This window comes from Streptomyces sp. 2323.1, from assembly GCF_900221035.1.
GTDB classification, from domain to species: Bacteria; Actinomycetota; Actinomycetes; order Streptomycetales; family Streptomycetaceae; genus Streptomyces; species Streptomyces sioyaensis.
Genome location: NZ_LT907981.1, coordinates 6,453,078 through 6,476,549, shown reverse-complemented (window position 1 = coordinate 6,476,549; position 23,472 = coordinate 6,453,078). Strand labels below are relative to the sequence as shown.

Annotated in this window: 19 protein-coding genes and 1 pseudogene; 10 read left to right on the top strand and 10 right to left on the bottom strand. The window is 71.5% G+C overall.

The features are described from left to right. Together CPH93_RS27895 and CPH93_RS27890 are read right to left on the bottom strand one after the other, a co-directional pair. Nucleotides 1-969, bottom strand: coding sequence for a hypothetical protein (locus CPH93_RS27895; protein WP_096214417.1), 969 nt, complete (start codon nucleotides 967-969; stop codon nucleotides 1-3). A gap of 344 nt (nucleotides 970-1,313) precedes the next feature. Then, entirely contained in the window at nucleotides 1,314-2,969 is a 1,656-nt protein-coding gene (locus CPH93_RS27890) for an FAD-binding dehydrogenase (RefSeq protein ID WP_096214416.1), read from the bottom strand. 209 nt (nucleotides 2,970-3,178) lie between these two features. Here CPH93_RS27890 and CPH93_RS27885 point away from each other — a divergent pair, with 209 nt between their 5' ends. Further along, nucleotides 3,179-4,072, top strand: a complete 894-nt coding sequence (locus CPH93_RS27885) for a DMT family transporter (RefSeq protein WP_096214415.1) — start codon at nucleotides 3,179-3,181, stop codon at nucleotides 4,070-4,072. A 260-nt stretch (nucleotides 4,073-4,332) separates the two neighbouring features. On the opposite strand, the pseudogene CPH93_RS27880 reads toward CPH93_RS27885, so the two are convergent. Continuing rightward, nucleotides 4,333-5,530, bottom strand: a pseudogene (locus CPH93_RS27880) (RNA-guided endonuclease InsQ/TnpB family protein); the annotation flags it as partial. A gap of 182 nt (nucleotides 5,531-5,712) precedes the next feature. Between CPH93_RS27880 and CPH93_RS27875 the strand changes: the two are divergent. The 6 genes from CPH93_RS27875 (at nucleotide 5,713) to CPH93_RS27850 (ending at nucleotide 10,632) form a co-directional block, all read left to right on the top strand. After that, nucleotides 5,713-6,246, top strand: a complete 534-nt coding sequence (locus CPH93_RS27875) for an NUDIX domain-containing protein (protein WP_093482388.1) — start codon at nucleotides 5,713-5,715, stop codon at nucleotides 6,244-6,246. A gap of 37 nt (nucleotides 6,247-6,283) precedes the next feature. After that, the gene (locus tag CPH93_RS27870) at nucleotides 6,284-6,694 is read left to right on the top strand and encodes a YidH family protein (protein WP_093482389.1); all 411 of its coding nucleotides are present in this window, start codon (nucleotides 6,284-6,286) and stop codon (nucleotides 6,692-6,694) included. Nucleotides 6,695-6,697: 3 nt separating this feature from the next. Next, complete coding sequence (locus CPH93_RS27865; protein ID WP_093482390.1) at nucleotides 6,698-7,057, top strand: DUF202 domain-containing protein; 360 nt, start codon at nucleotides 6,698-6,700, stop codon at nucleotides 7,055-7,057. Nucleotides 7,058-7,183: 126 nt separating this feature from the next. Next, a complete protein-coding gene (locus CPH93_RS27860; RefSeq protein WP_093482391.1) occupies nucleotides 7,184-8,203 on the top strand; it encodes an MBL fold metallo-hydrolase in 1,020 nt (339 codons plus the stop codon). Between the two features lie 154 nt (nucleotides 8,204-8,357). Then, nucleotides 8,358-9,410 (top strand): phosphotransferase family protein, encoded by a 1,053-nt coding sequence (locus CPH93_RS27855; RefSeq protein WP_096214413.1) that lies wholly within the window; start codon nucleotides 8,358-8,360, stop codon nucleotides 9,408-9,410. A gap of 7 nt (nucleotides 9,411-9,417) precedes the next feature. After that, nucleotides 9,418-10,632 carry an acyl-CoA dehydrogenase family protein gene (locus tag CPH93_RS27850; protein ID WP_096214412.1) on the top strand — a complete coding sequence of 405 codons (1,215 nt, stop codon included), beginning with the start codon at nucleotides 9,418-9,420 and terminating at the stop codon, nucleotides 10,630-10,632. 100 nt (nucleotides 10,633-10,732) lie between these two features. Here CPH93_RS27850 and CPH93_RS27845 read toward each other — a convergent pair whose 3' ends face one another. From CPH93_RS27845 to CPH93_RS27835, 3 genes are all read right to left on the bottom strand, one after another. Beyond that, nucleotides 10,733-11,338 (bottom strand): TetR/AcrR family transcriptional regulator, encoded by a 606-nt coding sequence (locus CPH93_RS27845; protein ID WP_096214411.1) that lies wholly within the window; start codon nucleotides 11,336-11,338, stop codon nucleotides 10,733-10,735. Between the two features lie 26 nt (nucleotides 11,339-11,364). Then, nucleotides 11,365-13,026, bottom strand: coding sequence for an AMP-binding protein (locus CPH93_RS27840; protein WP_096214410.1), 1,662 nt, complete (start codon nucleotides 13,024-13,026; stop codon nucleotides 11,365-11,367). A 123-nt stretch (nucleotides 13,027-13,149) separates the two neighbouring features. After that, on the bottom strand, nucleotides 13,150-13,920 hold the full coding sequence (locus CPH93_RS27835) for an SDR family oxidoreductase (RefSeq protein WP_096214409.1): 771 nt from the start codon (nucleotides 13,918-13,920) through the stop codon (nucleotides 13,150-13,152). A 208-nt stretch (nucleotides 13,921-14,128) separates the two neighbouring features. Here CPH93_RS27835 and CPH93_RS27830 point away from each other — a divergent pair, with 208 nt between their 5' ends. Continuing rightward, on the top strand, nucleotides 14,129-15,394 hold the full coding sequence (locus CPH93_RS27830; RefSeq protein WP_096214408.1) for an exo-beta-N-acetylmuramidase NamZ family protein: 1,266 nt from the start codon (nucleotides 14,129-14,131) through the stop codon (nucleotides 15,392-15,394). Between the two features lie 130 nt (nucleotides 15,395-15,524). Here the strand turns inward: CPH93_RS27830 and CPH93_RS27825 are convergent, their stop codons facing one another. Continuing rightward, nucleotides 15,525-16,424 carry an alpha/beta hydrolase gene (locus CPH93_RS27825; protein WP_096214407.1) on the bottom strand — a complete coding sequence of 300 codons (900 nt, stop codon included), beginning with the start codon at nucleotides 16,422-16,424 and terminating at the stop codon, nucleotides 15,525-15,527. Between the two features lie 257 nt (nucleotides 16,425-16,681). On the opposite strand from CPH93_RS27825, the gene CPH93_RS27820 reads away from it, so the two are divergent. Next, nucleotides 16,682-17,545, top strand: coding sequence for a helix-turn-helix domain-containing protein (locus CPH93_RS27820; RefSeq protein WP_093482398.1), 864 nt, complete (start codon nucleotides 16,682-16,684; stop codon nucleotides 17,543-17,545). Nucleotides 17,546-17,570: 25 nt separating this feature from the next. On the opposite strand, the gene lspA is transcribed toward CPH93_RS27820, so the two are convergent. The 3 genes from lspA to CPH93_RS27805 form a co-directional block, all read right to left on the bottom strand. Then, complete coding sequence (lspA, locus tag CPH93_RS27815; RefSeq protein ID WP_096214406.1) at nucleotides 17,571-18,185, bottom strand: signal peptidase II; 615 nt, start codon at nucleotides 18,183-18,185, stop codon at nucleotides 17,571-17,573. A gap of 130 nt (nucleotides 18,186-18,315) precedes the next feature. Further along, nucleotides 18,316-19,338, bottom strand: coding sequence for a LysR family transcriptional regulator (locus CPH93_RS27810; protein WP_096214405.1), 1,023 nt, complete (start codon nucleotides 19,336-19,338; stop codon nucleotides 18,316-18,318). A gap of 289 nt (nucleotides 19,339-19,627) precedes the next feature. Beyond that, the gene (locus tag CPH93_RS27805; RefSeq protein WP_096214404.1) at nucleotides 19,628-22,447 is read right to left on the bottom strand and encodes a penicillin acylase family protein; all 2,820 of its coding nucleotides are present in this window, start codon (nucleotides 22,445-22,447) and stop codon (nucleotides 19,628-19,630) included. A gap of 372 nt (nucleotides 22,448-22,819) precedes the next feature. Here CPH93_RS27805 and CPH93_RS27800 point away from each other — a divergent pair, with 372 nt between their 5' ends. After that, on the top strand, nucleotides 22,820-23,434 hold the full coding sequence (locus CPH93_RS27800) for a hypothetical protein (protein WP_096214403.1): 615 nt from the start codon (nucleotides 22,820-22,822) through the stop codon (nucleotides 23,432-23,434). Nucleotides 23,435-23,472 lie beyond the last annotated feature (38 nt).

The following is a 23,472-nucleotide window of genomic DNA, read 5'->3' as shown; positions in this document are numbered from 1 at the left end:
TCAGACTTTCGTCATCAGCGCCGCGGCCCCGGGCGCCGGCGTCCCGGCGCGGCGCAGGGCAGTGGCGCGGGCGGCCCGGAACGCGGCCTCGGCGTCGCGGCCCGCGTACGACCACGGGGCGCGGGTCGGGTGCGGGCCGATGCGCTGGAAGAGCGCGGCGGCCTCGGCCATCCGCCCCTCGTGGAACATGGCGTGGGCGAGGAAGTTGAGATCGATCGTGCGGCGCGGATGGTCCTCGCCCTCCCACTCCAGCCACCAGTCGAAGGCGGCCTGCAAGACGTGATGGGCGTGCCGGGTGGACCAGTGGCCCGAGTCCGCGGGGTCGGGCGGTGCCAGGCCCGCGGCGGCCAGTGCGCGGTAGCGCTCGGCGTGCGCCACGACGGGCAGCAGGGCGAGCGGGGAGTCGGCGGGGGCGCGTTCCGCGGCCCGGGCGGCGAAGTCATGGGCCGGGTGCCGCGGGCCGTCGCCGCCGTCCGGCTGCCGTTCGGCCAGCGCGGCCGTCATCAGGTGGTGTGCGTGATGGTGGTCGCGGTGCCGCGCGCGGATCTGCCGGAAGGCGTGCTCCTGTCCGTCCGGGGTGCCGCAGCGGCGGGCGAGGATCAGCGCGCCGAGCCACGGGGTGGGGTCGTCGGGCAGCATCCCGGCGGCGATCGCACACGCCCGGGCGGCGGCCGTGGTGCTGCTCGCGCCGCGCAGCGCGAGCCGGACGGTGGCGAGGGCCAGGAGGGTGGCGGCGTCACCGCTGTCCGGTTCGGCGAGCAGCCAGTCGGCGGCCCAGGCGGCGCTGCCGGGAGAGGTGGCCAGGACGGTTAATCGGTGGCCGCGCAGATCCCAGTCGGCGCCGGTCCCGGTGAGCAGGGTGCGCACCCGGGCCCATTGGCCGAGCGCCAGCGCATCGGCGGTGACGGCCAGTTCGGCATCGCCGAGGGCCGGGGCGAGGGTCCGCAGGTCCGGGCTGCAGGTGGGCACGAGGGACGACGGTGGGGGCGGTGGGGACGGGGTAATCGAGATCACGGGTCAGCGGGCTCCATGACGCGCCGCACCGGCCGTTCGCCGTACCGAGCCGTCCTCGGCGGGTGGGGCCGGATCTGTGCGCGCCTCTACAGAGGGTGATGGCGTGGTCCGTACCAGTCATCACGGACAGCAAAGCGGTACGCAGAGCTCCGCGTCAAGACGCGAAGGGGAATGGCTGGATCCGCCAACCCCCGTTACGTATCACGGTATTGGGCAGGCGGGCCAACCGGACCCGGTGTCGTCCGACCTCTCCCGGCCCGTCGCTCCCCTCCCCCGGCCCGGCCCGCTCAGGACACCGCTCAGGACACCGCCCGGGCCGCCGCCCGCCCCGCCGTCCGGCCGGAGAAGAGACAGCCGCCGAGGAAGGTGCCCTCCAGTGAGCGGTAGCCGTGCACCCCGCCGCCGCCGAACCCGGCCGCCTCACCGGCCGCGTACACACCCGGCAGCGGTGTGCCGTCGTCGGTCAGCACCCGCGAGGAGAGGTCGGTCTCCAGACCGCCGAGCGTCTTGCGGGTGAGGATGTGCAGCCGTACGGCGATCAGCGGGCCGGCCTTGGGGTCGAGCAGCCGGTGCGGCGCGGCGGTGCGGATCAGCCGGTCGCCGAGGTACTTGCGGGCCCCGCGTACCGCGGTCACCTGGAGGTCCTTGGTGAAGGGGTGGGCGATCTCCCGGTCCCGCGCCACGATCTCGCCACGCACCGCCTCCTCCGTGAGCAGCGGCTCCACGGTCAGTTCGTTCATCCGCCGGACAAGATCGGTCAGCGACCGCTCGACGACGAAGTCCGCGCCCTGGTCCATGAACGCCTGCACCGGGCCGGGCGCGCCGGACCGGGCCCGCCCCAGCACCCCGCGGATGCTCTTTCCGGTCAGATCGGGGTTCTGTTCGGAGCCGGAGAGGGTGAACTCCTTCTCGATGATCTTCTGGGTGAGCACGAACCAGGTGTGGTCATGGCCGGTCGACATGATGTGCTCAAGGGTGCCGAGGGTGTCGAAGCCGGGGAACAGCGGCACCGGCAGCCGTCGGCCGCGGGCGTCCAGCCACAACGGGGACGGCCCGGACAGGATCCGGATGCCGTGCAGCGGCCAGATGGAGTTCCAGTTCTCGATGCCCTCGGTGTAGTGCCACATCCGGTCACGGTTGATGAGCCGGCCGCCGGCGGCCTCGGCGATGCCCAGCATCCTGCCGTCCACATGCGCCGGCACCCCGGAGAGCATCCGCCGCGGGGGCTTGCCGAGCCGCTCGGGCCAGTTGGCGCGCACCAGCCCGTGATTGCCGCCGATACCGCCCGAGGTGACGATCACGGCCTGGGCCCGGAGCTCGAAGGCGCCGGCCACCTCACGGCTGCTGGGCCGGCCGCGCAGGACGTCCGAGGGCTCCAGGACCTCACCGCTGACGGTGTCCACGCCCCCGGCGCGGCGCGACAGTCCGGTCACCCGGTGGCGGAAGCGCAGCTCGACCAGGCCGCGGGCGGCCCCGGCCCGCACCCGCCGCAGGAACGGGGCGAGCAGCCCCGGCCCGGTGCCCCAGGTGATGTGGAAGCGGGGGACGGAGTTGCCGTGCCCCGTCGCGCCGTAGCCGCCGCGCTCGGCCCAGCCGACGACGGGAAAGAGCCGTACGCCCTGCCGGTGCAGCCAGGAGCGCTTCTCACCGGCCGCGAAGTCGACATAGGCCTCGGCCCATTTGCGCGGCCAGTGGTCCTCGGGCCGGTCGAACCCGGCGGTGCCCAGCCAGTCCTGCCAGGCCAGCTCCTGGCTGTCGCGGATCCGCAGCCGGCGCTGTTCGGGGGAATTCACCAGGAAGAGGCCGCCGAAGGACCAGTGGGCCTGCCCGCCGAGGGACTGCTCGGGCTCCTGGTCGAGCAGGATCACCTTGCGTCCGGCGTCCACCAGTTCCGCGGTGGCCGCCAGCCCCGCGAGCCCCGCTCCGATCACGATCACATCAGCGTCGTACGCCATCTGCTTCTCCTCAACGGGGCACGCCCGGCGCCCCGGCCGCCGTGGTGGAACGATCCTCAGCGCACCCGACTGCCGCGTCAACCACAGGGTTACTGCGCGGTACCGCAGGGCGCGCGGGAGAATGGTGGGTGACGAGGGCCACCCCACGCCCGACGCCGGATGACTATCCTCAGGCGCAATCCCCCACCCCGCGCGATACGAGGTGCGACGTGACGGTGATACTGCTCGCCCTTGGAGCGGCGTGCTGTCTGGGACTCGGCTTCGTGTTTCAGCAGGCCGCGGCGCAGCACGCCCCGATGAAGGACTTCCTCTCGGTCCGTCTGCTGCTCGATCTGGTGCGGATGCCGCTGTGGGTGGCCGGTATCGGGCTGATGGTCGCCGGGATGGCGCTCGGCGCGATCGCGCTGGGGATGGGCGACATCACTCTCGTGGAGCCGCTGCTGGCGACCAATCTGCTGTTCGCGATGGCGCTGTCCCGGCGGCTGACCCGGCAGCGGCTAGGCCGCAGCGGCTGGGCGGGGCTGTGGCTGCTGGCCGGCGGGGTGACGGCCTTCATCGTGGCCGGCCGTCCGCAGGGCGGGGCCAGCAGCGCCGACCAGACCTGGCAGTGGCTGATCATGGGCATGGTGCTGGGCACCGCCCTGCTGCTGGCGGCGGTCGCCAAGCGGGAGCGGGTGCATGTGAGCCTGGAGGCCGCCCTGCTGGGCGTCGCCGCCGGGCTCCTCTACGGGCTCCAGGACGCCCTGACCCGGATCAGCGGGGAGCGCTTCGGGAGCGGCGGCTGGGGCGCCCTGCTGACCAGCTGGCAGCCGTACGCCATCGTCGTGCTCGGGGTGCTGGCGCTGGTGCTGGTGCAGAGCGCCTTCGAGTCGGCGCCGCTGCGGCTCTCGCTGCCCGCGCTGACCGCCGCCCAGCCGCTCGCCGGGATCGCCTGCGGGGTGGGGTTTCTCGGCGACCGGCTCCAGGTGACGGCCGGGGCGCTGGCCTGGGAGGTGGCCGGGATCGTGGCCGTCGTCGCGGGCATCGTGCTGATCGGCAGCCATCCGGCGATGCCGCCGGGGGCCGGCCGGCGGGAGGACGTCCGGGAGCTGGAGCCGCGCTGAGGCCGGGTTGCTGGGCGCCTCTTCCGGAGCGCAGCCCCGCCCCCGTGACCCGTCCGGCCCCGCGCGCACTCCGCCGTCCGGGCCCTCCTCGTGCCCTGCGCGGGGACCCGGCCACGGCGTGGCGGGAACGGCGCCCCGCGGGGTGCGGCCCCCGCTCGTGATCGTTCGTGGTTGGTGGTGATTGCATGGCCTCTTGACTCCTCCCCCTCGTAAACGAGGGGGATTCCTGGCTCACGTTGCCTGCGGCCCGGCGGGCGCGTAGGTCTTACACGATCAGCACCAGCCGGGTTGAAGACCAGCCCGGAGCAGCATCACGCGGGCGGAATTCTTGTCCCTGGGCGAGACAGCTCCGCACGCGGTGCAGGCATACGTTCGTTCTGAGAGGGGAAGTGCGTGCTTGGTTCTCGCTCCGCACTGTGCGCAATCCATCGTGGTGTGCGCGGGGTGCACCAGGCGAACATCCCGCCCGTGCTTGCGGCCCATCTCGACCAGCGCGGCCTTCGTCGCGCCGATCGCGGCATCAGCCGCCTTGCGGGCCATGGTCGACTTCACCAGGAACTTCGGCCGGAAGTCCTCCACGGCCAGGGCGTCATGATCGCGGACCACACGCTTGGCCCACTTGCGGCCGGTGTCCTGACGCTGCCGGGCAACCTTCTTGTGGAGCTTTGCGGTCTGCCGCTTCGCCTCGCGATAGCCCTTCGAACCCGGCCGGCCCTTCTTCGGCCTGCGGCGAGCCATCATCCGCTGGTACTTCGCGAGCTTCTGCGCGGGGGTCTTCCCATGCTGCGCGTGCGGCAGGTCATGGGCGTCGGACGTGGTGGTCGCGGTCTCCTTCACGCCCCAGTCGATGCCGATCACGCGGCTTGTGGCGGGCAGGGCCTCGATCGTCGTGGCCACCACGAAGGACGCGTACCAGTGCCCGATGCTGTCTCGGTAGACCCGCACCGAGGACGGGGGCTTGGGCAGCTCGCGCGACCACACCACCCCCAGCACGGTTCCGCCGGCCAGGTGGAGACGGCCGTCTTTGAGCCGGAACCCGCGCTTGGTGTACTCCAGCGTCGGCAGGGCCTCGCGCTTCTTCTTGTACTTCGGCATCCCGGACCGCTGCCGCATCGGCAGCCGAGCCTTGATGTCCTTGAGGGCCTTGGCGCGGGACTTGCCGAAGTCTCGTACCAACTGCTGCTGTGGAACACATGCGCCCTCAGCCAGCCAGGGCGTCACCGCGCGGGCTGCGGTCAGCAGCTTCGCGAGCTGAACCGGCCCGCACGTCTGCTTGTCCTCGGGGCGCGCCTTGTTATGCAGGTGTACGGCCTTGGACTTCGCGACGCATTCGTTCCAGATCCACCGGCAGCGGTCCCACTCGGCTTCGAGGGCATGCCGGGCCGTGGACGACAGGCGCAGACGGAAGGTGTACCGGCAGTGCCCGGAACCGTCCGTGGTCTTCGCGTCCGTCGTCATGGACCTGAACCTACCTGGGAGGACTGACAGTTGAGAGCTCTTGATCATTGTGGGCAGCCTCATGCCCATGCTGGCTGTACGGCCAATCGCCCTGGAGGCGATTGCCCTTTCCCTGCCCCGCTCACGCGGGAGCTTCGTTTCCTCCCCCGGCTGAAGCCGGGGGTATCCACGAAGGAGACCTCATGACCGATCAGCAACCGCTCAACGCGGACGAGATCCTCGATGTCGTGGACGAGAACGATCAGGTCGTGGGGCAGGCCCCACGCGGTGCGGCCTACGCCCGCAGAATGCGCACCCGCAGCTCCTTCATCCTGGTCCGGGACGCCGAGGACCGGATCTTCGTGCACCGCCGCACCCCGCAGAAGCTGGTCTTCCCCGCGCACTACGACATGTTCGTGGGCGGGGTGGTCGGCACAGGCGAGAGCTACGACGAGGCGGCGCTGCGCGAGGCGGAGGAGGAGCTGGGCGTGCAGGGCCTGGCCCGGCCCGAGCCGCTGTTCAAGTTCCTCTACGAGACGGCCGAGCACACCTGGTGGTCGGCGGTCTACCAGGTGCGTTGCACCCTGCCGGTCGCCCCGCAGGAGGCGGAGATCGACTGGTATGCGTTCCTGACCGAGGAGGAGCTCGCCCGGCAGCTCGACGTGTGGCCGTGGACGCCGGACGGGCTGGCCGCCTACCGGGAGCTGCTCGCCCGGCGGGAGGCGGGGGACCTCTGATGCGACCGGGGCACGGGACGGACCTAAGGTTGCGGCCATGATCCTCACTGACGGGCTGCGGTCGGCCGGCGCGGCCGTACGGCTGTGGTTCGCGCCCGCGCGGATCCGCGCGGAGGGCACCACCCCCGACTACCGCTTCTCGCTCGCCAATGAGCGCACCTTCCTCGCCTGGCTGCGCACCGGGCTGGCGCTGATCGGCGGCGGGTTCGCGGTGGACCAGTTCCTGCCCCGGCTGCACCCCGGGATGCGGGTGACCTTCACCGTGGTGCTGCTGGCCGGCGGGGCGCTGTGTGCGCTGCGGGCGGTCAATCACTGGGTGCGCTGCGAGCGGGCGATGCGGCGCGGCGAGGACCTGCCGGTCACCCGCTTCCCCACGGCGCTGGCACTGGCCGTCGGCGTGCTGGCGGTGGCGGTGGTCGTGCTGGTGCTGCTCGGCCGGACCGGCTGACCGGTGGCGGGCGGAACGCGGCCGGACGCGGGGGCGCCGCGTCCGGCTCCCGACCGGGACCCGGGGCTGCAGCCGGAGCGGACCAGGCTGGCGTGGCGGCGTACGACGCTGTCGGCCACCGCGATGGCGGTGCTGGCCGGCCGCCAGCTGCTGGGCAGCCGGGCGCCTGGGGCGGTGGAGGTGATTCTGGTGGTGCTGATGGGGCTGTTCTGGCTCGCCTTCGTGGCGCTTGCGCACCGCCGGATGCAGGCCATGACCACCGGCCGTCCGCCGGGCCTGCCGCCGCGGACCGCCCTGCTGCTGGTCGGCTGCACCCTCGCCCCGGCACTGTGCGGCGGGGTGATGCTGGTGCGGCCGGGGTGAGGACGACGGGGCGCGGTGCCGCCGCGGCGCCCGGCGGCGGTAGCGTGACGCGACCCCCGCGGCACCAGGGGCCCGGGCCACGGGGCTGACGGGTCATCGGACGGTCATCGGACGACGGGAGACACCATGGGCGACGAGACGGCACCGACCACGCCGGCGCAGCACTCCGCGGACCCGGCACGGACCACCGGGCCGGACGCCGACGGGCCGGCCCCGGCGGCACCACCCGCTGGCACCGCCGTACCCGAGCCCTATCTCACCGAACTGGCCCCCGGCGTCCATGCGTTCATCCAGCCGGACGGCGGCTGGTGCCTGAACAACGCGGGCTTCGTCACCGACGGGGACGCCACCCTGGTCGTGGACACCGCCGCCACCGAGCGCCGGGCCCGGCTGCTGCGCCGGCGGATCGCCGAGAGCGGCGCGCCGGCGCCCCGCACGCTGGTGAACACCCACCACCACGGCGACCACACCTACGGCAACGCCGTCTTCGCACCGGAGGCGACGGTCCTCGGGCACGCCTCCTGCCGCCGTGAGCTGCTGGCCGCCGGGCATCAACTCCATGCGGTGTGGCCGGAGGTGGAGTACGGCGACATCCGGCTGACGGCCCCGGAGGTCACCTACACCGACGAACTGACCCTGCACACCGGCGACATCGAGGTGCGGCTGCTCCATCCGGGGGTGGCCCACACCACGGGCGACACCCTCGTCTGGCTGCCCCGGCAGCGCCTCGTCTACGCCGGTGACCTGGTCTTCCACGGCGGCACCCCGTTCATCCTGATGGGCTCGCTGACCGGCTCGCTGCGCGCGCTGGAGCTGCTGCGCTCCCTGGACGCGGTCACCGTCGTCCCCGGGCACGGGCCGGTGACCGGCCCCGAGGTGTACGACGGCATCGAGCGCTATCTGCGGTTCGTCGGCCGACTGGCGCAGGAGGGCCGGGCGGCCGGCCGTACGCCGCTGGAGGTGGCCCGGGAGGCGGATCTCGGGCCGTTCGCCGAGCTGGCCGAGAGCGAGCGGCTGGTGGCCAATCTGCACCGGGCGTATGCGGAGCTGGCGGGCGCGGCGCCGGGCGCACCGCTCGATCCGATCGCCGCCTTCGGCGATATGACGGCGATGAACGGCGGGGTGCCGATGGCCTGTCACGCCTGAGCTCCGCCCTCCTGCTGCGGGCAGCCAGGACCCATGGCGCGAAAGTCCCCTGCGTGACGGACGCCCCACGCCCGGCCACTGGACGCCATACCGACTAGTCGGCATGATCGTGCCCAGCGACCGATGGACCGTCCACTCCGCATGGAGGAGCACGATGAGCAAGGGCACCCCTCCCCCGCCGGCCCCGGGCCGGGAGCAGCCTCCCGGCCTCGACCTGGAACGATTGCGCGCGCATCTGGACCGGGAGCGGCCGGGGCTGACCGGCGGGCCGCTGCAGGCGGAGCTGATCGAAGGCGGGCGGTCCAACCTCACGTACCGGATCACCGACGGCACCGGCTCCTGGGTCGTGCGCCGGCCGCCACTGGGCCATGTGCTGGCGACCGCGCACGACATGCGGCGCGAGCACCGGGTCATCAGCGCGCTGCACGACACCCCGGTGCCGGTGCCCGAGGCGCTGCTGCTGTGCGAGGACGAGTCGGTGATCGGGGCGCCCTTCTACGTGATGGAGCTGGTGGCGGGCACGCCGTACCGCACGGCCGCGCAGCTCGCACCGCTCGGCCCCGAGCGCACCCGCGCGGTGGTCCTCTCCCTGGCCGACACGCTCGTGGACCTGCACGCGGTGGACCCGCAGGCGGTCGGGCTCGGCGATTTCGGCCGGCCGGACGGGTTCCTGGAGCGGCAGCTGCGGCGCTGGGGGAAGCAGTTGGCCGCCTCGAAGAACCGGGAGCTGCCGGGGATCGAGGAGCTGCACGAGGCGCTGGGCCGGGCGCTGCCCGCCTCCCCGGCGCCCACCGTCGTGCACGGCGACTACCGCCTCGACAACGTCCTGGTCGGCGCCGGGGACACCATCGAGGCCGTGCTGGACTGGGAGATGTCCACGCTCGGCGATCCGCTGACCGACCTCGGGCTGCTGGCGATGTACAGCTCGGACCTGGGCCTGCCGGAGTCCCCGGTGAGCACCACCAGCGGCGCGCCCGGCCACCCTTCGCCGGCCGAGCTGATCGAGCGCTATGCGGCCCGTTCCGGCCGGGACGTCTCGGCCCTCCCCTGGTACACCGCCTTCGCCTGGTTCAAGCTCGCCGTGATCCTCGAAGGCATCCACTACCGCTTCACGCTCGGCCAGACCGTCGGCGCGGGGTTCGACCGGATCGGCGAGCTCGTCCCCGTCTTCATCGACCACGGACTCACCACCCTCAAGGAAGGCTGAGGCACCCATGGACTTCGCATTCGACGCCCGTACCGAGGAGCTGCGCGAGCGGCTCCTGACGTTCATGGACGAGCACGTGTACCCGGCCGAGCAGACCGCCCATGAGCAGCGGGCCGCGCTCGCCTCGCCGTGGGACACCCCGGTGATCGTCGAGGAGCTGAAGGCCGAGGCCCGTAAGCAGGGACTGTGGAACCTGTTCCTGCCGGACGCGGAGCACGGGGCGGGGCTGACCAATCTCCAGTACGCGCCGCTGGCCGAAATCACCGGCCGCAGCCCGCAGTTGGCGCCCACCGCGCTGAACTGTGCGGCGCCGGACACCGGCAACATGGAGGTGCTGGCCCAGTTCGGCAACGAGGCGCAGCAGAAGCAGTGGCTCCAGCCGCTGCTGGCCGGCGAGATCCGGTCCGCGTTCGCGATGACCGAGCCGGAGGTGGCCTCGTCGGACGCCACCAACATCGAGACGCATATTGCCAGGGACGGCGACGGTTACGTCATCAATGGGCGTAAGTGGTACATCTCCGGGGCGATGAATCCGCTGTGCCAGATCTTCATCGTGATGGGCAAGACCGACCCGGACGGTCCGGACATCCGCCGTCAGCAGTCGATGGTCCTGGTTCCGCGCGACACCCCCGGCCTGGAGGTGAAGCGCGCCATGCAGGTCTACGGCTACGAGGACCACTACCACGGCGGCCATGCCGAGGTGGTCTTCCACGACGTACGGGTGCCGGCGGGCAATCTGATCGGCGAGGAGGGCGGCGGCTTCGCCATCGCCCAGGCCCGGCTCGGCCCCGGCCGGATCCACCACTGCATGCGGCTGATCGGGATGGCCGAGCGCGCCATCGAGCTGATGTGCCGCCGGGCGGTCAGCCGTACGGCCTTCGGCCAGCCGCTGGCCCGGCAGGGCGTGGTCCAGGAGTGGATCGCGGACGCCCGGGTGGCCGTGGAGCAGCTGCGGCTGCTGGTGCTGAAGACCGCCTGGCTGATGGACACCGTCGGCAACAAGGGCGCGCACACCGAGATCCAGGCCATCAAGATCGCCACCCCGCGCACCGTCGTGGACATCCTCGACAAGGCGGTGCAGCTGCACGGCGCCGCCGGGGTCAGCCAGGACTTCCCGCTGGCGGAGCTGTGGGCCGGGGCCCGCACGCTCCAATTGGCGGACGGCCCGGACGAGGTGCACCAGCGGTCGCTGGCGCGCCGCGAGCTGAAGAAGTACCTCTAGGCCCTGTCGTAGGCCGCAGAACGGCGAAGGGCCCCGCGACCACCGGCGGTCGCGGGGCCCTTCGCCGTGCGCGCTCGGGCGTGTCTCCGAAAGACACGCCCTACGGCCGCAGCGCCCGCAGCAGCAGTTCAGCGAGGTGGTCGGCGACCTGCTGCGGGCTGAGCGGGCCGTCCTCGCGGTACCACGTGCCCAGGTGGTGCACCGAGCCGAAGTGGTAGTCCACGACGAGGTCGGCGGGGATGTCGGCGGCGAACACGCCGGTGCGCTGGCCCTCCTCGACCAGGGCGCGGAACCGTTCGTGGTAGCGCCGCCGTTCGGCGCGTACCTGCTTGTCCTTCTCCGGGGCGAGGTGGTGCATCGAGCGGAAGAAGATCTTGGTGTCGTCGAGGTTCTCGATGGTGGTGACGACGACATCGACGGCCGCGTCCCGCAGTCTCTGCTCGACCGGCGCGTCGGCGTCGGCGAAGTGGTCCAGCCGCTCCTGCTGGAGCCGCAGCACCCGGCCGTAGACCTCGTGCAGCAGATCGTCCTTGGAGCCGAAGTAGTGGTAGAGGGCGCCCTTGGTGACGCCCGCCGCATCGACGATCTCCTGGACGGAAGTGCGGTCGTAGCCCTGCTCCGCGAAGAGCCGGGTGGCGGTGGCCAGCAGCCGCTGGGCCACCGGCTTCGCCCCGCCGTTGCCGTTGCCGTCCTTCGTGCCGGCCATCGCCCTCACCTGTCCTTCGTGCCTTGTCATGCGCGGTGGCGCAGCTCCCGTCGGAGGATCTTGCCACTCGTGGTCTTCGGAAGCTCGGCCAGGATCTCCACCTCACGGGGATATTTGTACGCCGCGAGTCGCTCCTTGCAGTACGCGGCCAGCTCGGCGGGTTCCGAGGCGGTCCCCGGCCGCAGGCTGACGTACGCCTTCACCGACTCGCCGCGATAGGCGTCGGGCACCCCGACGACCGCCGCCTCGCGCACCGCGGGGTGGCTGTAGAGCACGTCCTCGACCTCCCGCGGCCACACCTTGAAGCCGGCCGCGTTGATCATGTCCTTCTTGCGGTCGACGACATAGAGCCAGCCCTCGGTGTCCATGAAGCCGATGTCGCCGGTGCGCAGCTCGCCGTCCGGGAAGCCCTGGGCGGTGGCGTCCGGGCGGCGCCAGTAGCCCGGGATGACCTGGGGGCCGCGGACCGCGATCTCGCCCTGTTCGCCGAACGGCAGGTCCCGGCCCTGCTCGTCGATGATCCGTACGACGGTGTCAGGGCCGGGGACGCCGACGGCGAGGGTGCCGGAGACCTTGTCGACCGGCGCTTCCCTGCCCGGCGGGACGCTGGCGCAGGGGGCGGTGCACTCGGTCAGGCCGTAGCCGTTGTGGAGGTAGGGGCCGAAGCCGGTACGGAAGGTCTCGACGAGGGCGGGCGGCAGCGGCGCGCCGCCGGAGGACATGGTCACGAAGGACGCGAAGTGGTCGCGGGTGACTTCGGGGTGCGCCATCAGCGCCATATAGGCGGTGGAGGGGCCGACCGTGTAGGCGGGCCGGTGCTCCAGGAACGCGTCCAGCACGACGCCGGCCTCGAAGCGGTAGGCGAGCGCGAGGGTGCCGGCGTTGACGAGACAGGCCGCCAGTTCGCAGACCAGGCCGGTGATGTGGAAGAGCGGGGCGAGCGCGAAGTAGGTGGCGCCGTCGGGCAGGCCCAGACCGGTGCGCTGGCGCTCGGCGTTGTAGGTGATGTTGCCGTGGGTGTTGGTCGCGCCCTTGGGGGTGCCGCTGGTGCCGGAGGTGTAGCTGATCAGCGCGAGGTCGTCGGCGGTGAGTTCCGGGTCGGCCGGTACCGCACGTATCGGGCCGGCGGTGCGGGCGACGGTCAGCAGATCGTCGGCGCCCTCCTGCGGCTCGATCCGCGCGCCGCGCAGCACCCGCCGGTCGTCGCGGGTCTGCAGATCCCGCTCCCATGCGGTGAGCGCGATCCGTACGGACGGGGCCCCGTCGGCGATCAGGCGCAGAAAGCCGTCCCAGGTGCGGTCGGCACAGATGACGGCGGTGACCTGGGCGTCGTCCAGGATGTGCCGCATCTCGGCGGACTTGTACATGGGGTTGACCGGGACCACCACCCCGCCGGCCTTCCACACGCCGAGCACGGCGAGCACGAAGTGCGGGGTGTTCTGCAGCATGACCGCGGCCCGGTCGCCGCGCCGGAAGCCGCGCCCGGCGAGATGGGCGGCGATGCCGTCGGAGAGCGCATCGGTCTCGGCGTAGGACAGCCGGCCGTCGAAGTAGGCGAGCGCCGTACGGTCGGGGACGCGGCCGACCGCGGCCCGGAAGGCGTGCAGCGTCGTGGGCGGCGGCTGGACGGGGGCGCGCTGGGCGTCGGTGAGCTGTGCCAGCCACGGCTTGTCCTGGTAGGAGGTCATCGGGTGCGGCCCTTTCTTCCTGATCGCCTGATCATCCCTGCGGGGGAACACCGGGGGTGTGGCGGGGTGGCGCCCCGGGCAGCCGGCCGGTGCGCCACCCGTCCGTACGGGCTCGGGCCTCCCTCAGGAGCGGCCCTCGGCCTGCTCCAGCTTCTGCTGGAGGTGGTTCATCCCGGCCAGCCAGCGGTCGGGCTCGGCGGCCCGGGTCGCGTAGTAGCCGCCGACCTCCGGGTGCGGCAGGACCAGGAAGCGGCCCTCGGCCATGGCCGCGAAGAGGGCCTCGGCGACGTCCTCGGGCTCCACGGCAGTGGGCGTGAGGACAAGGTCGCCGGCGGCGCCGGTGGCGGCCAGCATGTCGGTGCGGACGCCCTGGGGGCAGATGGCGTGGACGTCGATGCCGCGGTGGCGGTAGGTCAGCGAGAGCCATTCGGCGAAGGCGTAGGCGCCGTGCTTGGTGACGCTGTAGGGGGCCGCCGCGACCATGGTCAGCAGGCCCGCGGCGGACACCGTGGAGATGAAGCGCCCGCTGCCGCGCTCCAGCCACTCGGGCAGCAGCTCACGGGCGGCCCGGACATGCGCCATGACATTGACGTCCCAGGCCAGCGTCCAGTCCTCCTCGGACGCCTCGGGCCCGCCGCCGGTGCCGACCCCGGCGTTGGCGCAGAAGATGTCGATGCCGCCGCCGAGCGCCGCCCGGGCGGCCGGAACGACGCCGGAGGCGTCCCCGGCGACCGCGAGCGCCCCGATCTCCGCGGCGGTCCGCTGCGCCTTGGCCTCGTCCAGATCGTTGACCACGACCCGGGCGCCCTCGGCGGCGAACCGGCGGGCCAGGGCGGCGCCGATCCCCCCGCCCGCCCCGGTCACGACAACGGCCTTGTCCCGTACGGCTTCCACTGCGGTGTCTCCCTCGGTCGCGCCGAATCGGCTGCAGGCAGACTAACCAGTCGGTATGTCTTGGCGGAAGAGGTCCGTTTGCGTCACGGCCGCCGCCGGGCGGGCTGTCGGTCACCGCCGGGTCCGTTCCGCAGCGGGCCGGTGCGCGTTAGCGTGCTCACGACACGTATCCGCGGGATGACCGACTGTTGATCACGGAGGTGTGCGGATGGCTCTGTCGAGACGTGTTCTGCTCGGGCGGCTGGCGGCGACCGGAGCGGCCCTGACCACGGCCGCGAGCCCGGCCGCCGCACGGCCCGCGCACGGCGGCCGGCGGCGGGTGCACACCGGCTTCGACCGGCTCGCCGCCGACGGCTACCGCCTCCTGGACGGCCGCACCGTCGGCGTCGTCACCAACCCCACCGGCGTCACCCAGGACCTGCGGCACCTCGTCGATGTGATGCACGCCGACGACCGGGTGCGGCTGACCGCGGTCTTCGGGCCCGAGCACGGCTTCCGGGGCACCGCCCAGGCCGGCGGCTCCGAGGGCCGCTATGACGACCCGGCCACCGGGCTGCCGGTCTACGACACCTACAACAAGAGCGGCAAGGAGCTCGCCGGCATCTTCACCGCCTCCGGTGTGGACACCGTCCTCTTCGACATCCAGGACGTCGGCGCGCGCTTCTACACCTACATCTGGACGCTCTACGACTGCATGGTGGCGGCGGTCCTCGCCGGCAAGCGCTTCGTGGTGCTCGACCGGCCGAACCCGGTCACCGGCCGCGCGGCCACCGGCCCGGTGCTGGACAAGGCGTACGCCTCGTTCATCGGCCGGGAGCCGATCGCCCAGGCGCACGGGATGACGGTGGCGGAGCTGGCGCTGCTGTTCAACGGCGAGTTCGTCCCGCAGGCCGCCGGGCGCCCGGTGGAGCTGGAGACCGTCCGGATGACCGGCTGGCGGCGCACCGACTTCTTCGGGGCGACCGACCTGCCCTGGGTGCCGCCGAGCCCCAACATGCCCACCCCCGACACCGCCCTCGTCTACGCCGGGACCTGCCTCTTCGAGGGCACCAACCTCTCCGAAGGCCGCGGCACCACCCGCCCCTTCGAGCTGCTGGGCGCGGACGGCATCGACCGGCGGTGGGCCGCGGCCGCCACCGAACTGGACCTGCCCGGCGTCCACTTCAGGGAGGCGTACTTCACCCCCACCTTCTCCAAGTTCCAGGGCACCACGATCGGCGGCGTCCAGCTGCACGTCCACGACCCGGAGGCGTTCGATCCGGTACGCACCAGCATCGGCCTGCTGGTGACCGCGAAGCGCGTCTGGAAGGGCTTCGCCTGGCGGCCGGACCACGGCATCGACCGGCTGACCGGCTCCGCGGCCGTACGGACGATGATCGACGCGGGCGCGGGGCCGGACGAGATCACCGCGGCCTGGCAGGAGAAGCTCACCCGCTTCCGTGCGGTGCGGCGGCGGTATCTGCGCTATCCGTAACGGCGTTGGGCCGGTCCCGCTCCGCGCCTGTCGTCGTCTCAAGAACCGGGACAGGCCATTTCACCTGTTGACCGGCCCCTGCACCGAGCCGGAACGTGCGCTCGTGAGCAGTGACGCGACAGGATCAGGGTCAGGCAGCCAGATATGCGCCGAAGAACTCGGACAGCTTCGCAACGGCCTGGGTGACGTACTCGTCCTTGTCGTACAGATCCACGTGGGTCGCGCCCTCGATGTCGAAGAGCTCCGCCGTGCGGCCGGCCTTGGCGACTGCGTGCGCGCTGAACGGACGGGTGGCCGCCTCGGTGCCCGCGATCATCAGGAACGGGCGCGGTGCGATCTTGTCGACCTGGGCGTAGGCGTCGAACTGGTCGAGCTGGTCCGCGCTGCGCGCCACCCACAGACCCGTGGCACGCGGGTGCCCGCCGCGCGGCGTCTTGTAGTAATCGACGGACTCCCGGACGAGCTCCGGGGTCGACGCGTCGATCTGGTCCAGCTCCGGCAGCACACTGACCAGGGCGGGCGTCTCGCCGGCCGCCTCCTCGCTGCGTCGGCGGCCGGCCGTCTCGACCATCGTCGCGAAGCCCGCCGGGTCGCCGCTCTTGAAGAAGCCCGCCAGGTCCATGGCGCTGATCGTGGCGACCGCCTTCATCCGGTGGTCGGTCTGCGCCGCGAAGGGCGCGTACCCGCCGGCGGAGCAGATACCGAGCACCCCGATCCGCTCCGCGGCGACGTCGTCCCGGGTGGCCAGGTAGGAGACCGCGTTGCGGAAGTCGTCCGCCCGCTGGAACGGGTTCTCCAGCCCGTGCGGCTCGCCCTCGCTCTCGCCCTGGTAGGCGGCGTCGAAGGTCAGGGCGACGAAGCCCCGCGCCGCGAGGCGCTCGGCGTAGACCGCCGCGGTTTGCTCCTTGACGCCCATGGCCGGGTGTCCGACCACGACGGCAGGCGCGGGGCCGGCCGACGGGGTACCCGGGGTGTACAGGTGTCCGGCGAGAGTGAGGCCGTTGCTGGGGAAGGTGACGTTCGTCTTCATGTCCCTCTTCGCTTTCTTTTATGCGCGCTGCGAACATCGGTACGTGCCGAAGAGGCCGAGCGATCTTCAACGCATCCGACGAACGTATTCGACGTACTCAACGGCTTGACTTCGGCGGCCGGTAGCTACCGGCCGCGTCATCGACTCTCGCACCGGCCGTAATTCTCGCAAAGAGGAGAATTCCATCCTGGGAGGAAATCATCCAGGGAGAAAAACATCCCCCTCTCCCGGGTCGTGCCAGCTGTCACACTGGATGCATGACCACCAGCGCGCGCCGCAACGAGTTGGGTGAATTCCTCAAGGCCCGCCGGGCCGAACTCAGTCCCCGCGCAGTGGGCCTGCCAGACAGCGGCGCTCCGCGACGGGTCAAGGGCCTGCGCCGCGAGGAAGTCGCCCAGCTCGCGGCCATCAGCACCGACTACTACACCCGCCTCGAACAGGGCCGCATGCAGGCATCGGCCTCGGTGCTGGGAATCCTGGCGCACGTCCTGCGCCTGGGTGACGACCAGCGGGCCTACCTGTACGAACTCGCCGGCAAAGACCACGCCCGCCCGCGCTCCCGCGCGCGCCAGCAGGTCCAGCCGCAGCTGCAGCGTTTGCTGGACGACCTCGCCTCGACGCCCGCGATAGTCCTCGGCCGTCGTGTGGACATTCTTGCCTGGAATGCGCTGTCCGCCGCCCTCATCACGGACTTCGCAGCCATTCCCGAGAATCGACGTAATTACGTCAGGATCATCTTCACCGACCCGGCGATGAAGCAACTCTACGCGGATTGGGAAACCGTCGCCCGTACCTGTGTCGCACAGCTGCGCATGGAAGCGGCGAAATACCCCACCGATCCCCGCCTGACCGAACTGGTCGGCGAGCTGTCCGTCCAGGACCAGCAGTTCCGCCAGTGGTGGGGCGAGCACTGCGTGGCCGCTCGCAATGTCGGCACCAAATCATTCCACCATCCCGTCGCCGGGGACCTCACCCTCGACTGGGACACCCTCACCGCCAGCACCGACCCCGACCAGCAACTCGTCATCTGGACCGCCGAGGCAGGCAGCCCCGGCCACGACGGACTCCGCGTCCTCGCCTCCTGGGCCGCCGATCAGTCGGGCAGTGCCGTGAACTCGTAGCCGAAGGTCAGCGGAGTGCGCTGCGCTACCGCTGAGAGCGCGCCGGGGAGGGCCGGCGCCCGCCGCCGCTCTGCCGGCGCCCGCCCCCGCTCCGGTGGACGGTGCCGTCGGGGTCCAGCCCGCGGAAGGCGAGCAGTACCACCAGGGATCCTCCGCAGCAGATCGACACATCGGCGAGGTTGAGAACGGCGAAGTGGGCGGGGGCGATGAAGTCGATCACCCCGCCCTGGAATCCGCCGGGCGCGCGGAAGAGCCGGTCGGTGAGGTTGCCCAGCGCCCCGCCCAGCAGCAGGCCGAGCGCGAGGGCCCAGCGCACGCTGTAGAGCTTGCGGGCCAGGCGCACGATGACGACGACCACCACCGCGGCGATGAAGCTGAACATTATGGTCATCGCCTCGCCGAGGCCGAAGGCGGCGCCGCGGTTGCGGATGACCCGGAGCTGCAACAGGGTCCCGATGACCTGTACCGCGTCGTGGTGTTCCAGCTTCGCGACCACGAGCAGTTTGCTGCTCAGGTCGAGGAGGTAGGCCAGGGCGGCGACCGCGAAGAGCACCGGGATGAGCCGTTTGCCCCGCACCGCGCCGCGCTCCCCGGTGGCGTCCGCCGCGGGTGCACCGGTGGTCTGCTGTGTTTCCGTCACGGGAGTCCCCCCAACGTTGTCCCGCCTCAGGCACCCCTGGTCGGGAACGAGCGTACGGCACCCCGGTCCGCGACCGGGCGGGCGCCACGGCCGGTTCCTGACGACACCTCAGAACGGCGGATGCGCTGCCTCACGACCGGAACCACCATCGGCCGCTCTCCCACGACAGGGCGTCCCACAGGAGGTTGAGGGGATGGCCGGGGGCGTAGGAGCCGCGCTCCCCGCGGCGGGTGAACACCCCGACCAGTACCTCGGTCCGGGGACCCGCCTCCCCGACCAGCTCCAGGGTGCGCAGTCCGCCGGCCTCCGGGAGACGGCCGTCCGCGGCCGCTTCCCCGATACCCCGGGTGACCAGCATCGCCCCGCTCACCACCCCGGACCGCAGCAGCTCGAAGCCGTAGTGGGCGGCCTCGATCTCGGCCGCGATGGAGAGCTTCTGCCCGTAATCCGGGCCGTACCACGAGGTCAGGAAGCGGTCTATCAGGCCGCGCGCCGAGACGACCAGGGGCAGCCCGGGCAGTGCACGGGCGTGGAAGGAGGTGCCGGGGAGCGTCTCCGGCGGCAGGTTCGTCAGCAGGGAAAGCCCGCTGCGCCGCCATTCCATGACCTCGTACGGACCAAACACTTCCGCTTCTTTGCCCTCGGTGACGACCACGCTGCCGCAGACCAGATCGAGCTCCTTGGAGCGCAATTTGGCGAAAAGGTCGCCGGTGCGGACATGGGTCACTTTCAGATCGACATCGTCGCGCCCGAATTCCTCGGTGACGCGTTCCACGGCGTCCAGCAGAAAGCCGAGCGTATAGCGGGTGGTGCCGACCGACAGCGTCCGGCCCAGCCGGCGGCGGGCATCGCGCACCCCGTCCGACCACTCCCCCAGGGTGCGCCGCGCCAGCTCCACCAGCGCCTCGCCGGTCGCGGTGAACAGGGCGTCCCTGCCCCGCCCCTGCTTGAGGACCAACTCCTCGCCGCACAGCCCGGAGAAGGTGCGGTTCATGGTGTCCAGCTGCTTTTGCACGCTGGACTGTTCCCGGCCGAGCCGGCGCGCGGCACCCAGCGCGGTGCCCGTCTCGTGGACGACGATCAGCGTGCGCAGCTGGTCCATGGTGGTATCCAGCAACTCCGTCGGGTACTGCTGCGGACCTAACAAAGCCATGCGCCCCTACTCGCCTTCCCATCCCCGGAATTCAGGACGGTGCAGCATAACCCCAGGGAAAACCCGCCCGGACACCGACGGGATAGCTGGGGGTTTCTTCCGGAAAATGCCGGATGCGTTCTCGGTAACCGTCGAATGGTCAAGTAAATCCCCGGTTCGCCGGACGCGCCCCGCGCGAGGATGCACGGCGCCGCTCACCGGGCCCCTGGACGGGCACAGGCCCCGGGCGCGCGCCCGGGGCCTGCCACCGGTATCCGGTCCGCCGAAGGGGCGGGCCGCCGCACATCCGCTACCGGTGGGCGGGGAATTCCACGACCTGCTGATACGTAGGCCGGTTCTGCCAGCTGATGGTGTCGTGGGTCAGACCGCCGACCGTGCGGTGGATGATCGCGTCCGCACACCACTGGTCGCCGGCCTTGCAGCTGCCGTCGCCCGGGTAGACCTGCTCGGCGGTCTTCCCGGTCGCCTGCTGGAGGGTGGCCAGCAGGGTGTCACGGCAGGCGGACAGGTCACCGCCACCGCAGTACGGCTCCGCGAGAGGGCCCTGCACCTTGTCGCCGAGCACCGCCCGCAGGTCCTTGTCCGCATAGCTCCACCAGCCGTACTGGAAGGCCGAACCGGCGTGCCCCCCGGTCGGGCCGTGGCCGGCCGACGGTGATTCGTCGATGCCGAGGTTGGCCCGCAGCGCGTCATAGAGGTCGCCGCCCAGGCCGGGCTTGAAGACCGCCTCGATCATCTGCGGCCACCACGCGTCCATCAGCCGCACCGCGTCGGAGTGGGCGTAGGTGTGCGAGCCCGCGGCGGTCTCCCGTCGCTGGGCACCGTCCTTGCCCCAGGCCTCCAGCTGCTGGACCGCGGCCTTCAGCTTCGGGTCGGTGACGGGCTTGCTGTTCAGCACCCGCAGCAGCTCGGGCAGCACGTCCTCACCGCGCAGATCGGTGACCGCGGCCTGCGACATGGCGCGGGTCAGCGACGCCCGGGTCACCCCGCCATCCTTGGTCAGGGCGCGCACCCGGTCGTCCAGCAGATTGCCGCGGTGCACCGAGCCGTTGCCGAAGCCCGCCGAGTCGTAGTCCTTGGCCTGTTTGTTGTTCCAGGAGATGTAGTAGTCCTGGTCGACGGACTGCGGGTGCTGGGCCGGTGGCGTGTAGTCGGTGGTGTTGGTGGCGGGGTCGTAGCCCTTCCACTCGTAGGCGTCGTCCGCCTTGACGGGCAGCGCCGGATCGACGTCCGGATTGCGGACCGGGTTGAGGCCGCTGTTGTAGTACGCGATGTTCCGGGAATCGGCGTAGAACCAGTTGAAGGCGTAGCCGATGTGCCCGGCGGCCTTCTGGAAGGACGCGGCGTCGGTGACGTAGGACGGGTCGTTGAACATCTGGAAGCCGATGATCGAGTCGGCCTCGTGGCGGTAGGTGGAGCGCTGCGCGGTGTAGGCGACGGGCTTGCCGTCGACGGTGGCGCGATGGCTGACGATCCCGAACTTCGTCCGGAAGACCTGCATCCGGTAGGAGCCGGCCGCGGTCGGGTCGGCGACGGTGGGCTTCCAGGAGTTGGTCCGCTCCAGCTTCTCCATGGGGACGCAGCCGCCGTGGTAGCGGTAGGAGGTGGAGTCCTTGGTGGGCGCGGAGCCGTCCGCGTTGCACAGCTCGACGGCGTAGGTGTCGGTGATGTCCTGGCCGGCGGAGGTGGCGCTCCAGGCGTAGTCCTGGCCGCGGCCGAGCTGGACGTACATCCCCACGCCCGCGAAGGAGGCTCCGCGGGCGCTGATGCCGGGGCCCTGGATCTCCTGGAGCATCAGCAGCTGGGGCGCGAAGTACCCGGTCTGCGGGCCGAAGACGGCGACGGGGTGGCCGCTCGCGGTGTGTTTGCCGGAGACCAGCAGGGCGTTGGACATCCCGCGGTGCTGCGTCGGGTCGAAGCTCCCCTTGGGCAGCACCCCGTCCTTGAAGAGCCCTTCCAGCTTCCGGTACTTCTTGGGGGCCTTGACCGGGTCCCGCGGCGGCGTCCCGCTCTTGACGGTGGCCGCGCCGGTGCGGTCGAAGACCAGCGGCTCGGCGGTGACCGAGCCGCGGTCGGGCAGCGCGGTGCCCTTGGCCTTGGCCGGCTTGACCGCGTACGGGAAGCTGCTCCCGTCGTGCAGGGTCTTGGCGGCCTCGGGGTCGTTGCGCTCCCGGAAGGACTCCCAGACCGCGGTGCCCTTCTCGACGCCGTACTTCTGCTGGGCGGAGAGCAGCGCGAGGGCCGAGGGGACCTCGCCGCCACCGCCGTTGCCGAACAGCCCGCCGACGACGGAGGCCAGGGCTATCAGGTCGGTGAGCTTGAAGGGCTGGATCTCACCGGCGTTGGTGATCGCGTCGACATGGCCGGTGAGGACGTACTCGCCGGGGAAGTAGCGGCCGTTCTTGGACTGTTCGCGGTAGGCGTTGATGCCGTCGACGTACGCCTGGGCGTCCTGCATGGCCAGCTTGCCGCGCTCGCCGTTGTGGTCCTTGATGTAGTCGACCTGCTGTTGCAGATCCTCCTCGGTGTACGGCGCCTGCGGCCAGAACTGCTGCTCCAGGCCCTGGTTGGCGAGCGCGCCGCCCGCGAAGGAGGTCAGCTCGCCGCGGCCGATGTGGCGGAAGAGGTCCATCAGCCAGAGCCGGTCCTGGCCCGCCGCGTAGCCGGCGCCGTATTCGGTGCCGTAGCGGGTGGTGCCCTTGATGTGCGGGACACCGGTCTTCTTGTCCCGGGTGATGGTGACGTCGTTGCGGGGCGTGGTGACCTTGCCGACCTGGTCCTGGGGAACGCCGAAGGAGGCGTCGTTGAAGAAATTGGTGAGGGTGTCGTCGGTGAGCGACTGATAGCCGCTCGCCAGCGCACCGTACGGGGCGAGTTGGTCGGTGGAGTGCTCGGGGTGGGTGCCGAACAGCTTGTTGCCGAGGATCTCCACCAAGGTGGCGTTGCCGGTGGCGCCGGGCGGCAGGATGTCGGCGCACTGGCCCTGGCAGTAGTCGTCGGCGTCGTGCACGGCCGCGGCCGCGGTGGGGGGCGGTGCCAAGAACGTGGCACCCAAGGCGAACAGGGCCGCCGCGGCGGCGGTCCTGAGCCTTCCGGTACGTCGTCGCATTCCTGCTCCTCGATGGGGGTCCCCCCGGCTCTTCGAGACCTTGGGGGAAGGTGGGCGGGACGTTACCGGCGGTTATCCCCGGCCGGAAGATGAACAACAGTCAACTTTTTGCTTTCTCAGGGGACATGGGACGGACGGCCGCCACTGCACCGCCGGGTCGCACCCGGAGCCGCCACCCCGCCCCAGGGCTCCGCCGGGTCCCGCACCCCGGCCCGCCTCCCGGACCACCGCCGGCCCGCACCCCGACACCCCACCCGGATCACACCCCGGCACCCACCAGCCAAAACCGCAAAAAAGTTCGATGGATCCAAGTGGGGGCAGGCTACGTCTCATCCACGTCAAGTCGGATCCTCCCCACGGAGGTGGGAAGAAATGGCCGGTTTCAGAGCCCTCGCAGAGCAGGTCCGCAATCCACGTCTCGTCGCGACCCAACGACGTACCGCGCTGCGCAAGTGCCTTGAACGCTTCGCCCCTTACGGGCACCGGGCGACCTGGCACCATCTGTGCACCCGGGCCGGTATCGCAACCCAGGACCGCGATCCCGATCCGGAGCGGCTGGTGGCCGCGCTGACCGAGCTGGAGGAGGCCCGTACTCTCTGGCTCGCGTACGAGGAAGAGTTCGCCGCCCGGCGCCGCAAGGAGAAGCACGACGGCATCCGGCAGCCCGGTGCCCTCGACGAATGGCACCGGCGTACCTGGGGCGGCTGCGACATCGTGCCGTGCCAGTCGCCGCAACAGCACCCCGCGGCCCGCCTCGCGGTGGTGCTCCGCAACATGATCGCGGCGATGGAGGCGGGACGCCCGCGCCGCGACTGCCCGGTGTGCGGCGGCACCCGCTTCACCTGGCTCCCCGAATCCATGAACCACCCGGCGTCCGGGCCGGCCTGCCGGGAGTGCGGCGTGCTCGCGCCGGTGTCCGTGCTCACGCCCGAGGCGCTGATGTCCGCGGACCGGGTCCGCAGCGCGGGGGCGTTCGCGGCGGCCTGAGCAGGCCAGGAAAGCCGCGCCGGGCACAGGGGGAAAGG